Source organism: Bradyrhizobium sp. USDA 4501, from assembly GCF_054062115.1.
This window is the reverse complement of the sequence record NZ_JBSSEX010000001.1, coordinates 4,938,442-4,953,068: the sequence shown is the minus strand read 5'-3', so window position 1 is coordinate 4,953,068 and position 14,627 is coordinate 4,938,442. Positions and strand designations below refer to the sequence as shown.

The following is a 14,627-nucleotide window of genomic DNA, read 5'->3' as shown; positions in this document are numbered from 1 at the left end:
GGACTTTGATGGTGCATTCTTATCGCACGATTCGAAGGATGCGCTATGGGACAGGTTCTACACGGCTGCGCCACCACGACGGAGGCAGTCCGTCGAGCAATACAAAATAGTCAAGAGAGCCTGAGAGCGCTCGCCAAGCGCTATGGGGTCAATCAGAAGACCGTCGCGAAGTGGAAGCAGCGCAAGACCGTCGCTGATCTCCCGACAGGTCCCAAAGATGCCAAATCGACTGTCCTTTCCGTCGAAGAGGAGGCGATCATCGTTGCTTTTCGGCGGCATACGCTGTTGCCGCTCGATGATTGCCTCTATGCACTGCAGCCGACCATCCCGCATCTGACGCGGTCATCGCTGCCTTCAGCGCCACGGCATCAGCCGATTGCCGGAGGTCGAAGGCAGTAAGCCCTCGAAGAAGAAGTTCAAGGCTTATCCGATCGGCTATTTCCACATCGACATTGCCGAGCTGCAGACCGCTGAAGGCAAGCTCTACCTCTATGTTGCCATCGATCGCACCAGTAAGTTCGCCTTCGTGCAACTGGTCAGGAAGACGGGACGGACTTCCGCCTCGGCCTTCCTCGAAGCTCTAATCGCGGCAGTCCCCTACAAAATCCACACAGTTCTCACCGACAATGGGATCCAGTTCACTTTCCCACCGCGCTATGCGGGCGGCTCGACGGCAAGATACGTGACACACATGTTCGATATGCGCTGCCAAGAGAACGGGATCGAACATCGGCTGACCAAGATCAAGCATCCCGGGACCAATGGCCAGGTCGAGCGCATGAACCGGACCATCAAGGAAGCGACCGTCCAACGCTATCACTACGATCGACACCATCAGCTCGAAGCTCACCTTGCCGACTTCATCAGCGCCTACAACTACGCCAGACGGCTGAAAACCCTGAAGGGCCTCACGCCTTACGAATACATCTGCAAATGCTGGACTTCCCAGCCTGAACGATTCAAACTCAATCCGCTCCAGAAAATGCCGGGACTAAACACCTAGGGTGGCTACCGGCAGGCGGGCGTAATCCCAATCTCACAGTCGACTCACTCAGCTCGGCCCACGCTTTGCCCGACCGCGAGACCGCGGTCGGACCAATCTCAAACAGCCCATTCTTGAGCGATGGCGCTGCCGTGTCTATTATGGCCCACGCCAAATCAAGCGGTGTGTTCGTCAGCGCTCGATGGGCGGAAGCGTCCTCTCGTTCCAGGTTTTCCTCGACGGCGGAAACAGTCGCGCTTGTCGGCCGTTATCGGCAGGTTGGCACAGAGCTCTCGATCGATACTGTTACTCAAGGGGCCCATTTGCGGTTATACTCACAGCCGCGCCGTGGTGGAAGGCGCAGCCGTCAGACTTCTATCTCACGGAGCCCACCGCCATGATCATTTTATTCGTCATCGGCTTGTTCTGTTGGCTGGTATTCATGTTGCCGCCTCTGCGCGCGCCCGGTCTTCGTTAGCGTGACAATCGCCATGTTGGACTTCCATACCGGTGCCGGCTACTCGGAGGTGTCGCAATTGGCCTCTTGGCAGGTGGACTAACCTTGGACGCAAGCAGGCCACCACCATTTACTGGTTGGAGGAAGGTGTCGCGGGCCGCGTCTCCCTTGGCGCCGATGATCTTGTATTCATGACGATCGGATCGCTCACCGAGAACTCGGACAAGGGAGACCATCACACGCCCTCCAAACTCGATGAAGGCCCGGCGCCTGCATGGGATCTGTGGCGCCGCATAGCGGCCAAGGACGCGGCCTTCGGCCGCCCGGACGTCTTCGGAGGTAATATCCCCGCTACCAAATGGGAATCGGCGACTGTCACGACTCTGGACGCGCGCATTCCGGGATATATCCGCAAGATCGCCAAACGCGATCCGTTCAGCGGCAAGGTCGTCACAGGAGGCATCGTTACGGCGAAGGATTCGAGCTGGCTCCTCAGTTGGACCGTAAACCGCCAGCCGCATTTCAAGCACCAGCCCAGCGATCAGGTCGTCGTTTGGGTCTACTCACTTTTTGTCGACGAACCTGGAGACTACGTCAACAAACCGATGCAAGATTGCACAGGCGAGGAAATCACCCAGGAATGGCTGTATCACCTCGGCGCGCCGGTCGAGGACATACCAGAACTCGCCGCAACGGCCGCCAGGACAGTGCCGGTGATGATGCCGTATGTCACCTCTTTCTTCATGCCGCGGCAGGCGGGGGACCGGCCAAACGTTGTGCCCACAGGGGCTGCTAACTTTGCTTTTATCGGCCAATTTGCCGAGTCGGCGGAGCGCGATTGCATCTTCACGACCGAATATTCGGTTCGCACGGCGATGGAGGCCGTCTACACGCTCCTGAACGTTGAACGTGGTGTGCCGGAGGTCTTCAATTCGACCTATGACATACGTAAGCTACTTATGGCAATCGGCAGGCTGCGCGACGGCAAGGAAGTCCCAATCCTCAACCCGGCGGTTTTGGGTGAGCTAATGCTGAACCATTTCGACACCACGAAAGCCCGCACAGCGGCTCGATAAATATCATCGTTCTCTGAGCGAGGCGCTTTGCTCCTATCCTGTGCAACCGGAAGGCTGCATTGTTAACTGTACGTGTAGGCGTGAGTTGCAAGGAGCCGATCTCGGGCGAAATCGTCCATTCGCGAGGCTGCGCGAGACAGTTCCTTCACGGTTTGCACGTGCTCGCTGGTAGCCGCTCATGCTGGCACTCCCGCTGCGGCGGAACCTCTTCCGAAGCTAGAACTCCGCCATCTTGAAGAGGAGGCCATCGGCTCCGTCGTCGTGAAGGCGGAGTATGATTTCGTCCGGTGAGAAGGTGGGGGAGACTTCTCCTCGATGCGCGGGAGATCTGAAGCTATCAGTGTCATTATGTATTGCGTTTTCTTCGTCGCCGTCTGCTCACGCACGACCTCCAACAGCGCCAGCTTCTTTCATCGGCACCCAGTGATGCCAAGGTGCGCCCATAAGTTTCTACACTATCGAAGCAGGCGACGAAGGCATAGTTTCCGATCTCGCCGCCGATCACGGACCAATAGTTGACATCGGCCCCGTGTTTCCTCCAAAGTGACGCGCCGTCCTTTGCCAGCTGTAGGATAGTTGCAAGATCACTACCGGGCCTTGGATGCGAAACGAACTGCATAATGACTACCCTCCGATGGGCAATGATCGCGCCAAGCAACGTGGTCATTTGGCCAGAGGAGAATTCCAAGGAGTACAGCCTCAAGCTTGATCTGGATCAATTCCAATGATGCGACCTGGCGGCAGCCTAACCGTTCCGCGCTGGATGTCGGTGCATGGAGATCGGTCATGATGGAACAGCGCAACCGAGTTGTTCAGGTCAGCCGCTTCGGTGATTCCGGGAGATTTCAGGTGGTGCACGCTCCTCTGCCGACCGCCGGTTGGTGCGCAAAATCCCGACCTGGACAAAGTATGGAGGAAGGGCACGCCTTCGCCATCCGTATGACTCCGGTGGCTGCGCGTTCGGCGTTTAGGACTTTAGGCGCCGATTCAGAGATTCAGACAGCCGTCGTTCGACATCAGCCTTTCGCTCCGCAATGGGGCGATCGAAAACATTGTCACGGGCAACAACTCCGCGAGGCTCGTCTGTATCGATATGATCGATACTTCAGCCGGTGAAGGCGAGTTGTTCGGCGCTGTTATCGAGCACGACGGTACACTTCACGAAGGTGCAGCCATCAAAGCGGGCAAAATGAATCCGGTCGCGGAAATCAAAAATCTCAGCGTAAAAATTATCATTCCAGAATACGCGTTCTTCGTGGATATCGGCCACTGCCGCTGAGTTGCCTTCCGTCGAGCAATTCGACACGCACCGTCAAATACCTTGAACCGACCGCGAAGCTATTGGCCAGATTGACGCTCCCGAACTCCTCAGCAAGCGTGAGGTTCGCGAGCGCTTCAAACTCTTCGGCTGTGAGATTGCGGCCGCGATTCCTGTTCAATTAGCTGAGCAGGTCTTTACGGTCGCGCCTCATTTTTCTTTAGCCCGTCAGTCATTGCTCGCGCCCTTCACCGGCCTGGTGTGCACATCGATCTCACCGGAAGATTGCGGTCAGTGAGCGGCGCCGTGAGAAGCGTGGTACTGCTGGTCGATCCGGCGCCATTCCAGATCGACATCGGGAAGATCTCTCGGAACCAATGTGGCAGTGAGACTCCGCAATTGCGATGCCGCACGCCTGCATGCCTCCGACAAGTCCGGGGCGACGCGATGATCTTTTCCCGAATGCAGTTCCTGGTGCGCGAGCAAAAATTGCTAACGTGAAAGCCCTTGGTAACTGAGCGCGAACTGTGAAATGGAACGAGCATTTTGCCTCCTCGTTGACCATCCCCACGCGAATATGGAGCGCTCAGATCTTTGCGGGTTGGCCGCGCAACTCCTCTTGCCGCGTAAGCCTCACACCAGGACCACCATCGGCGGACTGGCCGTCAGCCAAGAAGGTGACGCCAGCGGTTTCGAGGGCGGCGCGGATGGCGGCTACCCCATACACCGCTGGCTGATGCCGTCCCCCAAGACTTGGCAGGTTGAAGTTTGTTGGACCGCGCCCTTTGATAACCAATGATCCGACGACCTGCAGGCCGAAAGGCAAGCCCACGTTTGCCGGAAACGCATGGGGTTTCGGCGAATATTTCTTCGGGCGATTTTGACAATGGAAGCGGTAGGACAAACGATGCTCCGCACTCTCTTTCTGATCGCCTCAACGTTTGTCGTCACGACAAGATCGGATGCTCAAGGCACCGACGCCAATCCCATCTATCTTGACCAGGGTGTTGATTGGACCGCGGCAGCGAGAGCTGACTTCTATTCGCACAATCAGGGCTCGCGTTTGATTACGTTGTCTTGGATGCAGGCGCTGAAGCAAAGGAACGGACAGCCATTCCTCGCGGACGGTTTGTCACGGTACGGCTATCTACCGAATCCTGCAAACACGGCCAATCTTCCTGTCGGCTTTCACGCTTCTGGCCCTCAAGACTTCCAGGTCGTCGGAATGACCTGCTCAGCCTGTCACACGCGCCAGATCGAAGCTGATGGCAAGGTGTATCGGGTGGATGGCGGTCCGGCGTTTGTAGACTTCTACGCATTGCTTGGCGATCTGGACAAGGCTGTGGGCGACGTGATTGCCAGCGACAGCTCGTTCGCTCCGTTTGCTGCAGCTGTCCTGCGGTCTGAAACGCCGGATATTGCCGATGTTGCGGATCTTCGTCGACAGGTCGAGGGGTGGTACTTGCGGTTTCACACGCTTATTGCGCGCGCTGCCCAAGACCGGCTGGGGAGTTGGCCGTCTGGGATGCTGTGGGGATGTTTTTCAACCGCATATCCGGGACTTCATGATCCTGGAAAACATGAAAACCGCGGACGCTCCCGTGAGATACCCATTCCTCTGGAATTCGCCGCGGCAAGATGGCCTGGATTCGCAAAAAATGGAAATGACATCTTGGAGCTGGCTCGGAACGTTGGAGAGGTTCTTGGAGTATTCGCTACGTTTGAGCCGAAGCGTCAGGGTGCGATCATCAATTTCCTTGACAATAATTTCTCCAATTTCGACGGCCCTGAGGCAGCTTGAAAACCTGGCGAAGCGGATCGGCCCTCCGAAATGGCCCTGGACGATTGACGCTGCTTTAGCCGCGCGGGGCAAAGCGATTTTTGAAAGGGATTCCGCTGAAGGGGGATGTAGCGGTTACCACGGGATAGAAGAGGGAGAGCAACGCTTTCCATTCGTCAAGACATGGCGAACTCCGGTCCAGACCGTTGATACCGATGCACGAGAATACGACATCCTCGCCTGGAGAGCGAATACGGGCGTGCTGAAGGGAGCGTACATTCCGTTCGCGACCGCACCACTCAAGGAGAACGATGAGATTCTTAACATTCTTGCGACCTCGGCCATTGGTTCGATCGCGGAACACCTGTTGGCCGGCGGCGCCCCGTCAACCAATGCACGGGTGGCAGCGGCGCCAGATCCAGGATCGTCGGAAACGCCGGAGTCTCTGGGAGTGGTGCGACTACCGCCAACGTTGCAGGATTTGCAAACGGCTTTCGGTACTGTCAACACCTCGGAAGCAATCAAAACGGCCAGGCGGCAGGGAGCAGAACGAGCGTCTCACACTCTACTCCCTCCGTGGGGCTCCTACGACGCTCGTGTTTTGCAAGGTATTTGGGCCGCCGCACCTTATCTCCATAACGGATCGGTCCCTACCCTGGCGGAATTGCTCAAACCATCAGGGCAGCGCAAATCGCAGTTTAGCGTCGGGCGGAAATACGACATTGAAAACGTTGGTCTTGCTGCCACCCAGGCGCCACTGAGCGACACTCTATCCGTGACGGACTGCAGCAATATTAGCTCTGGAAATGGCCACCAGTACGGGACAAGTTTGAGCGATCAGGACAAAAAAGGCGTTGCTTGAATACCTCAAGACACCGTGACCCGCTTAGGCGCCAGCGGCAGTTAGAGTCTCGGACCGACGGTGCACTCGAGCGCGCGGCTGCGCGCGGCCAGTTGCTGCGGGAGGTATCGGTGGTTACACCCCAACTATCAGGTGATGCGCAATGAATATAGGAAGTGTTTCCGGCAAACGCCCCGGAATACGGTCAGAAATCGTGCTTTGGCTTTCCATCGCGGGCATTCTTGCAGCTGCAATCGGTTTTTCCTGGAATCCGACCCCGCTCGCACAGGCACTCGCCGTAAGTTTTATTATCTGCGCGCTGATCCACGCCGCTGTTGCCTATCGAGCGCGGCACGCATTGATGTTGCTTGTTGTTTCTAGTTCGATTGCATTTGCGATGGAAAATCTCGGCACTACTACCGGCCTTCCGTTCGGCAACTATCATTTCGAGGTCGGCGCGAATCTACCGCATGTCGGCGTCATTCCGATCATCGTCGGGCCGCTGTGGTTCGGCGCAGGTTATTTCTCGTGGTCGGTCGCGTCAGTTTTGATGGACGGTGCAGACCGTCAGCTCGATCGTCCTATCAACCTGGTCGGTCTACCCATCGTCGCTGCGTTTGTGATGACCCAATGGGATCTAGTGATGGACGCCCCCAATTCGACCATTGCAGGGGTCTGGCTATGGCATGACGGCGGAGGCGTATTTGGTGTCCCTCTCTCTAATTATCTAGGGTGGCTGCTCACCTCGTGGCTGATTTTTCAAGCCTTTGCACTCTACCTGCGCCGCAGCAGTCTTGGGCCTTACCCGACGACAAGTCTTAAGCTACCGCTGATCGGCATTTTCTTCTATGTGGGCGCTGGCCTGACGCACGTAGTCCCTTGGATAATGGGACAGACGGGCAAGGCCGTTGACGCTAGGGGCTATAGCTGGCAGGTCCATGACATCCGCGAAGCTACCGTCGGAATCCTGCTATTGACGATGGTCTTTACCGCATTGCTGGCAGCGCTGCATCTACTGCGTCAGACGAGTTCGAACAGCCCGCCAACTGCGTCAAACCAAGATAGCGTTCCGTGACGTGGCCAGTCGGATTGCAAAGATCGTTGATCGAGGCATAACGTACGCGCTCTAGTCAGCTGGAACGCAAGTTCGTCACATTAGTTGATGGCTCGAATCATTTTGACCTGCCACTGAACTTTCATCCAGCGGCAGTTAGAGTCTCAGTGGGTCGTGCGCCAAGTGGCGCGGTTGGAGCAATGGACGATCGGCGGAGCTGGTCGGGGTTGCGCAGCCGAGCGTTCGTTGCGGTGAGAGTGGCGGCGTAGGCCGCGGGCGTGAGGTATTGCAACGAGGAATGAGGGCGCTCGCCATTGTAGTCGGCGACCCATGCCGCGAGTTTGGTCCTGGTGTCGTTGAGATCGAAGAACAGCGTCTCATTGAGGAGCTCGTCGCGCTTCCGGCCGTTAAAGCTCTCGACGAAGCCGTTCTGCATCGGTTTGCCCGGTGCGATGAAGTGCAGCCGGTCTTGCCGATGATGTCTGGCGTGCCGGAGCGTCGCACGCACAGCTACGTGCGGCATGGCACGATCACGCTTTTGGCAGAGCTGGATGTCGCCTCGGGGTTCATCATCGGCAAGTGCTACAAGCGCCATCGGGCAGTCGAATTTTTGAAGTTCCTCAAAGAGATCGACGCTCAGATCCCTAGGAGTCCGCTGTCCATATCGTCATGGACAACTACGCCACCCACAAGACACCCAGGATCAAAGCGTGGCTTGCTCGTCGGCCGCACTATCATGTCCACTTCACGCCGACTTCTGCCTCCTGGATCAATCAGGTCGAGCGCTGGTTCGCTGAACTCACCAGAAGGAAAATCCAGCGAGGCGTGCACACCTCAGTCAGACAACTTGAGGCCGACATCCGTACCTTTATCGACCTGCACAACTAAAATCCGAAGCCCTTCAAATGTACCAAGTCTGTTGACTAGATTTTGGCTTCTGTCAAACGCTTCTGCCACAAAGGCCCAGCAAACTTTATGGGGCAAACGTTAGATTTACGTGACTAGCATCCTGATGCAAGATAAATGTTTGGCGGCGGTACTGAGAAGCAGCGGATGAAGGTGGTGGATATGATCACGGCGCTGGTCGCCTCACTCGACGAAAGACCGATGTTCCAATCGCTGATCGCGATTTCCGGTCACAAGCGCCAGACTTGGCGTTCAGCCATCGCACTTTGTTGCAATGGGCGAGGCGTTGATGTGGAGCTTTGAGCGCAGATTCGGTGCTTCTTTCACCCCTCAGCTGAGAGAGCCCTGGCAAACACTTTACGCCACCGCCCAGAACGAGATGCTGCGCGCGATTGGCCGGCATAGTTCGTTTTGAGAATGGCGGGCGAGAAGCCCAGTTCGTGACGCCGGACACTCATAGGACGTGCGTCACGGCACAACGCTCAACCCCGTGAGTGCGACCGGTGCTCGTGCTCTTGAGCGGGACATTCCGCGATCCCTGCTGAATTGGAAGGTCTCTAACGCGTGCATCGACGAGCGCTATGCGATGAGATCGTTAAGTTGATATCCGCAACTACTTGCCGATCGAATATTCGATTTCGACTTGCGACTCATTTACCCCTGCTTTGGGATCGGCGTGGCTAGACTAGTGGTTCGCGCGATTCCCCGAATATTAACCAGAGCTCCCGTGCCGCCCGTGATATACGAGACAGTCGTGCTGCCAAGCTTTCCCGGCCCCTCGCTATGAGCGAGTACAGTTCCTCGGGTGAAGAACTTGTCGCCATTCTCGCAGGCATAGACCGTGTATATGCTGCCGGAACCATTATTGTCGACGTAGTCGGAAACGCCACGCGTCCACGTTTCCTTGATCTTCAAACCATTGACGACAGGAGGGTTAGTCGGAAAGGTGCGATAAATTTCAAATGAACGCACCTGATGGCCCGCGACGTCGCCGACGTCGAGAAACTGCTGCTGTGTGTATTTGGCATTTTCGGCGCCCGCTTTGTAGGATACGCGCTGTAACTGTTGGGCGAAGGCATCGCTGATCGAGACAGCAACAGCGAGACATATCAGAGCTGATATCCTTAGATTAGTAGCGCGTCGTTCCATGGTAACCTCCTAGACTAGCAACTGAACGCCTTTGTGATGTTCCGGCCTCGTGATTTGCCGCGCTATTTCGCGGCAACGTTAAACGCAATGTCGTCCGTGCCCGCGACGCGTGCATCAACGGTTCGTTCCGACCAAAGAACCGGCAGAGCACGTCGGCACGGCGACTATCTTCAACCTTCCCGTCAAAGCGTTTCCAAGTGGAAAGAGTGCGATCGACAACAAAGCTACTGTACCTCAAGGATCATTTCGACTTCGACCGGAGCATGGCGCGGAAGCGCCGCCACGCCCAGTGAGGAGCGCGCATGTCTACCAATCGGTTCGCCGAACGCCTCGACCATTAGGTCGGAATATCCATTGATCACCTTGGCTTGGTCACCGAAGTCATCGGCAGAGTTCACCATGCCGACCACTTTGACAACGCGTTTCACCCGATCGAGGCTACCCAGCGCCGCTCGCACCTTTGCCAGCGTGATCAAGCCTGCTTGCCGGGCACCCTCATAGCCCTGTTCGACGGTCAGATCCCGGCCGAGCTTACCCTTCGGCTCGCTTGCGACACTGCCCGCCATGAACAGGAGATTGCCCACTTGAACCGCGTTGACGTAGCTGCCGACCGGTGCGGCCTCAGCCGGCAGTGTGATGTTCTTCTCTCTCAAGCGCGCCTCCGCGCTCGACGAATTCTCTGCTTGCGCACCCTCAAATGCCGAAGCTAAGATCACCAAACAAAAGGCGACAAACCCCGCAAATTCCTTCATTGAGTGCTCCGGCACTTACCCGTGAACGTACATCTCTAAAGTGGCCCTACCAGCAGCGATACCGCAGTTCGCATCTACCTCAAGTGTGCCCAACCGATCCATCGGCTGTTCGTTCGCCCCTCGCAACCAAGATCACGTGCATCATTGCTGAAGCGCCGTGGCCGACCAGCAGCAGATGCGTACATGGGACACTGGTCATCCGCGAGAGCAATTCCGGTTGTCATCGATCGACGCGGGCGCAAGCGAGCCATCCGCCTGGACGATCATGGGTCGAGAGAGAGGCGCGTCACACGGTGGAACCGTCGATTGCCGGATCTGTGGCAGATAGGGGCGAGCAAACGCGGCGATTAAATTCTGGAGGAGCCGTGCCTTCTCGACGTTCGCCTCTACAGCTGCCTCTTTGGCACGTAGCGCTGTCCGGTATGCCCTTTGGCGTCGGCGGCGCCAATCGTGCACCGCGCTTGTCGGCCAATGCGCTTCTCCATTTAGAGCCGTTGCACGCGGGAAATCGGGCTCTTGTGCCCAACGGACAATCGTCGCTGGCGACTTCCTGAAATGCGCGGCTAACTGCACCGCGGTCATCTGGACCCCCGTTAGATCGGTCGGAGGCGACGCACAGTTCGTCGTGGCAGCGTCCACAGCGGTGGTGTTGTCGGTCATTAAGTTGGCCTCCAAATGGTGAGATGCTGCCAAATTGCGATTAGCCACGCTGTCGGCCGGTACTGCATGCCTTCGAGCGCTCCTGACGAAATGCAATCAAGTCGCGAGTTTTTTCCTAATCGAAGATGGAAGCGGGACCAGCGAACGCTTCGATCCAGATTAGGACGGGATCAACGCGCACGGCATTCTTTATCGATCGCGACCCGCAACCCGCGGCACCGGTAGCGACGGCGAAGGGCGATCGCATCGCCATTTCTCATCTGTGACCTCCATTTTGCGACTACTCCGACAGATCCGTTAGCGGATATTTGTCACGGTCGTGCTGGCAGGTCGCCGGCCGTCCGACTTTGAAGGATAAGGCAATTCGGCCTGAGTAGACGACTGCTCAATTTGGTAGGTCCAATTTTAGGATTGAAAGCATGCCGATGCGCTGACGTCAGCCTGACTATCGATTCGACGACGCCTTATCCGGCAAGTGTTTGCGACGCCCGCGCCGACTCTGCTCACAGCAAAGCGGGGTCAGCACTGCAGCAGATAGATGCCGCACTTCGCCGCTGCGCCTACAGGCTATGAGGTGTGTGAGCGACGACTAAGGTAGTCAATGTCAAGGTAAAACGAGTTGGCTTCGCGGTGTCGGCCGGCGACGGCAGAGAGGAGATCGGCCGCGAATGGTGATCGATCTTCGTTCGTTCAACGAGCGCCTTGCGAAAAAGAGGAGCTTGTCACACAAGGATCGGCCTGACATTGCGGTCAGCGTTGGCACAACGGGGACCGGACCTGCTCTGAGGGAGCGGCAGCGTCTTGCGGTCGTAAAAGACAAATCGGGTGCGACCAGATGGCGAGAATAGTATGACTAGTCAGTGGCAGTATCAGGTTAGGTTCGATGTAAATGGCGTCGAGAATTATCCGCTCTACCATTGGACAAAGGCGACGATCGAGACTCCGGCGAAGAAGGAAAAGTATTTGAAATCCTTTACGCTCCACGTGGACGACTGGGAGGTCTATGCCCAGGAAATTGCCGACGCGCTGGAGGCGGACTTGCAACCGCTCACCACGAGTGGGCTTGTCACGCGAATATCCAAATACGATACTAATCTCGCCAACAATCCCCAGCCGCAATGTCACTTGCGCGCTGCACGCGTCCCGGACTAAGAGCTGTGACATGTCCGCGCTTCCGTCGCTGTCCGGGAAGGAGTGGACATCGAACGCGTCCAGTCATAGTCGGTCATTCCGACCAAGACTAAGTGCCGCGCTTCACGTCCGCGTTGCGGTGGCGTGATCGAGGAGGCTGGCAAGCAGGACCTCTGCTGCTCCGGGGCGGCCGTGCGGCTATCGGGTGAGACCGGCGCTTGGCTCCTTCGCGTCATGCAGGGATACCTATACCCGAACTACCAAGCGATCCCGGGAAACCTGGAGCGGCGCGGCATGCTCCGCGCCGAGGTCTGCCGGGCTTGGCTGCGCTCGTTTCGTCGACACAGCCAGCGCTCTCGCATGACCTAGGAAAGGTTCTGACGATTGAAGCGGTCGAGGGTTAGATGACGGCAGGCAGGACGTTCGGGATCCCTTCATCGCCCAGTTTGGTTGTGTTTCCGTTTTCCCTTTGTCCATGATCGAAGATGGTAAGGAGGTGACCTATGAAGCCATGTGAAGCCATGCCCCATTGGCGGGCGGAAATTCGGCAACGTGTTCTCCGACCGCATCCGCCAGCGCGCTCCCGCTCGCAGCGACAAATGGCATCTGGAAGAGATCGTTATCTCGATCGCAGGCGGACGACATTGGCTCTGGCGCGCTGTCGATCACAATGTCTTCGTTCTCGACGTCTTGATTCGGCTGACCGATACTTCTTCTCGATATAAGCTCCAGCACATCTCAATCCGGAAAGGGTGACGAACTGCGCCAAAGCATCCGCCCGCTCCGCGCTCAGCACCGCCGTCGAATCGACCTTGTCCTTTCGACCGCAGCAACTGATCAGGGAGCTTGGGCCTCCACAAAGACCACTATTGCTATGTCTGGACGAGCAGCTCGGTGTCGATTGTCGGGCAGGAGCCTTACCGGCCCCTACCTTGATGTTTCATGACGCGACGGCCGGAGACACCAGCCTGACCGACGCAGCCTCGACCTCCTGCCAATCACCGTCGGGGCCGCTGCGATAACTGTAGGAAGCGATCCCTGATTGCCAGGTCAGGATCAGGGTCATGCGCAGATCCACATTGGGGAGAATCACCGGTCCCAGCCCGGCATGGTGCGGCCAGCGGATCGGCGGGTAGCCCGTAAGGAGTACTAGAAGTAGCGCCGGCGCCGGCGGGAGCGTCGGCAGCTGGCTGTAACTGCCTAGCAGGGAGGTGGCGACATCAAGCGGCGGATTAACGGCATCGGGTGATGCTGCCCAAACCGTGGGTCCGCCTGTTCGGCGTGTCGACGACCAGATCCAGCTTGAAGATTAAGCCTCCGGGCGGCTTTCGCCAATCTGATAGCTGGCGTGAAACAATCCGACCTGGTCTTTGGTTGTCGTATCGGGCATAGAACGATCCCTTCCCATTTTAGAGGATTGATCGGCTAATCGGCCGCGATCATTTGGCCAACTGCCGTACGTAGTCGTCAGCTTCTTCCGCCGGGATCGCCTTCACCGGAATCAGTCGCGTGCTATTGCTGCCGGACACGACGATTTGCGGCGCGTATTGGCCGGGGAAGCTGCCCTTGGCCGTGTAGGGCGTTGACCCATCACCGAGCGGTCCCGTCCAGCCCATCACGTCAATCTTCAGGCCGCCGACCCAATGCGGATCGCGCACCAGCGTAATTCCCGCAGTGAAGTTTGGTGCGTCACCTTGGACCTCGACCAGAAATAGCCCGAATCCGTCGGGTCATCCGTGGATGAAGCTGGCTTTTGCCGTCCTAAACGGCTCCGTCTGATAGAAGCCCATGATTGTTATTGTCCCCCTCGTGAGCGTTTGGCGAAGCCACGCAGCAGCCCCGCACGCCTGATGACCAGTACAGCGCTCGGCTGGCGTCCGCCCGCTGCCGCAAACGCGTTCTCCGGACACGGATGAGCGGTCATGGTGCTGGTCTTATTCGCTTGCTCGAGAAGAGCTTGTGCTAGATCGGCCTGACGTCTGAAGCTCTTCGCCATGGTTGATAGCTCCCGGAGCTCCGAGCTAGAGGTTCCGCATCCCAAAGGGCTTGGGGGGCGCAATCGACGAGCGGACGGAGCGTTGGCGGGCAACGGCGGTCGCCCCGGGCGAGTCGTTGCTGCGTGGCCTCCGTTCGTACTTGTTTGACGTCGTGGGTACTTCGTCCCGACTGTGGGCATGTCGTGGACCGGTTAAACGCCGGCCCAATCCGCACGGGGCATTCACCTGCCGCGGGGCCGTCCATTGTCGCGACCGCCAGCGCGCATACTTGGATGGCAAGGATGCATCCCACCAATCCCTTTTCCCTCTCTCTGTCATGCGGCGCCTCTCCATCGAGTTGACCGGTAAAGTCGCTTGCAAGATCAATAAAGATTAAAAAGCCCCTTGCCATCGCAGGGGCCGCTGAGCGCGATGATGAGTTTTGCGAGCGTCCTTACCTTCGGACTGTCATCTACAGTGCAGAGCTTACGGACGATCAAAGCTGATGATGGCTGGGGGATGGGTTCCGTCACCTCCGAGTTCTTGGAGTTGATTAGCGCGAACTTCTCTGGCCGACTAGCGTGTCGGTCGCGCTGGCGTGCGCG

General features: G+C 57.5%; 11 protein-coding genes and 4 pseudogenes. 9 read left to right on the top strand and 6 right to left on the bottom strand.

The window, feature by feature from the left end; all coding sequences use genetic code 11:
- Nucleotides 1-45: 45 nt before the first annotated feature.
- The 3 genes and pseudogenes from ACVWZM_RS22535 (at nucleotide 46) to ACVWZM_RS22525 (ending at nucleotide 3,794) form a co-directional block, all read left to right on the top strand.
- Nucleotides 46-1,003, top strand: a pseudogene (locus ACVWZM_RS22535) (IS481 family transposase).
- Nucleotides 1,004-1,492: 489 nt separating this feature from the next.
- Nucleotides 1,493-2,515, top strand: coding sequence for an oleate hydratase (locus ACVWZM_RS22530; protein ID WP_456854860.1), 1,023 nt, complete (start codon nucleotides 1,493-1,495; stop codon nucleotides 2,513-2,515).
- A 1,093-nt stretch (nucleotides 2,516-3,608) separates the two neighbouring features.
- A complete protein-coding gene (locus tag ACVWZM_RS22525; protein ID WP_456854858.1) occupies nucleotides 3,609-3,794 on the top strand; it encodes a hypothetical protein in 186 nt (61 codons plus the stop codon).
- Nucleotides 3,795-4,359: 565 nt separating this feature from the next.
- On the opposite strand, the gene ACVWZM_RS22520 is transcribed toward ACVWZM_RS22525, so the two are convergent.
- Nucleotides 4,360-4,677, bottom strand: coding sequence for a hypothetical protein (locus tag ACVWZM_RS22520; RefSeq protein WP_456854856.1), 318 nt, complete (start codon nucleotides 4,675-4,677; stop codon nucleotides 4,360-4,362).
- Nucleotides 4,678-5,197: 520 nt separating this feature from the next.
- On the opposite strand from ACVWZM_RS22520, the gene ACVWZM_RS22515 reads away from it, so the two are divergent.
- A complete protein-coding gene (locus ACVWZM_RS22515; RefSeq protein ID WP_456854854.1) occupies nucleotides 5,198-6,415 on the top strand; it encodes a di-heme-cytochrome C peroxidase in 1,218 nt (405 codons plus the stop codon).
- Between the two features lie 142 nt (nucleotides 6,416-6,557).
- On the top strand, nucleotides 6,558-7,469 hold the full coding sequence (locus ACVWZM_RS22510; RefSeq protein ID WP_456854852.1) for a carotenoid biosynthesis protein: 912 nt from the start codon (nucleotides 6,558-6,560) through the stop codon (nucleotides 7,467-7,469).
- A 121-nt stretch (nucleotides 7,470-7,590) separates the two neighbouring features.
- On the opposite strand, the pseudogene ACVWZM_RS22505 reads toward ACVWZM_RS22510, so the two are convergent.
- A pseudogene (locus tag ACVWZM_RS22505) lies at nucleotides 7,591-7,908 on the bottom strand (integrase core domain-containing protein); the annotation flags it as partial.
- Here ACVWZM_RS22505 and ACVWZM_RS22500 point away from each other — a divergent pair.
- Nucleotides 7,900-8,375: pseudogene (locus tag ACVWZM_RS22500) on the top strand (IS630 family transposase); the annotation flags it as partial. The pseudogenes ACVWZM_RS22505 and ACVWZM_RS22500 overlap by 9 nt on opposite strands.
- 126 nt (nucleotides 8,376-8,501) lie before the next feature.
- Nucleotides 8,502-8,657, top strand: coding sequence for a hypothetical protein (locus ACVWZM_RS22495; protein ID WP_456854850.1), 156 nt, complete (start codon nucleotides 8,502-8,504; stop codon nucleotides 8,655-8,657).
- 351 nt (nucleotides 8,658-9,008) lie between these two features.
- Here ACVWZM_RS22495 and ACVWZM_RS22490 read toward each other — a convergent pair whose 3' ends face one another.
- Both ACVWZM_RS22490 and ACVWZM_RS22485 read right to left on the bottom strand, forming a co-directional pair.
- Nucleotides 9,009-9,503 (bottom strand): hypothetical protein, encoded by a 495-nt coding sequence (locus tag ACVWZM_RS22490; RefSeq protein ID WP_456854849.1) that lies wholly within the window; start codon nucleotides 9,501-9,503, stop codon nucleotides 9,009-9,011.
- Between the two features lie 224 nt (nucleotides 9,504-9,727).
- Nucleotides 9,728-10,255: a RidA family protein gene (locus ACVWZM_RS22485; protein WP_456854847.1), complete on the bottom strand. Its 528-nt coding sequence runs from the start codon at nucleotides 10,253-10,255 to the stop codon at nucleotides 9,728-9,730.
- Nucleotides 10,256-11,764: 1,509 nt separating this feature from the next.
- On the opposite strand from ACVWZM_RS22485, the gene ACVWZM_RS22480 reads away from it, so the two are divergent.
- A complete protein-coding gene (locus tag ACVWZM_RS22480; protein ID WP_456854845.1) occupies nucleotides 11,765-12,067 on the top strand; it encodes a hypothetical protein in 303 nt (100 codons plus the stop codon).
- 513 nt (nucleotides 12,068-12,580) lie between these two features.
- Nucleotides 12,581-12,745, top strand: a pseudogene (locus tag ACVWZM_RS22475) (DDE-type integrase/transposase/recombinase); the annotation flags it as partial.
- 241 nt (nucleotides 12,746-12,986) lie between these two features.
- On the opposite strand, the gene ACVWZM_RS22470 reads toward ACVWZM_RS22475, so the two are convergent.
- Both ACVWZM_RS22470 and ACVWZM_RS22465 read right to left on the bottom strand, forming a co-directional pair.
- A complete protein-coding gene (locus ACVWZM_RS22470; RefSeq protein WP_456856747.1) occupies nucleotides 12,987-13,343 on the bottom strand; it encodes a DUF1842 domain-containing protein in 357 nt (118 codons plus the stop codon).
- A gap of 142 nt (nucleotides 13,344-13,485) precedes the next feature.
- Entirely contained in the window at nucleotides 13,486-13,704 is a 219-nt protein-coding gene (locus ACVWZM_RS22465) for a hypothetical protein (RefSeq protein WP_456854843.1), read from the bottom strand.
- Nucleotides 13,705-14,627: the final 923 nt, after the last annotated feature.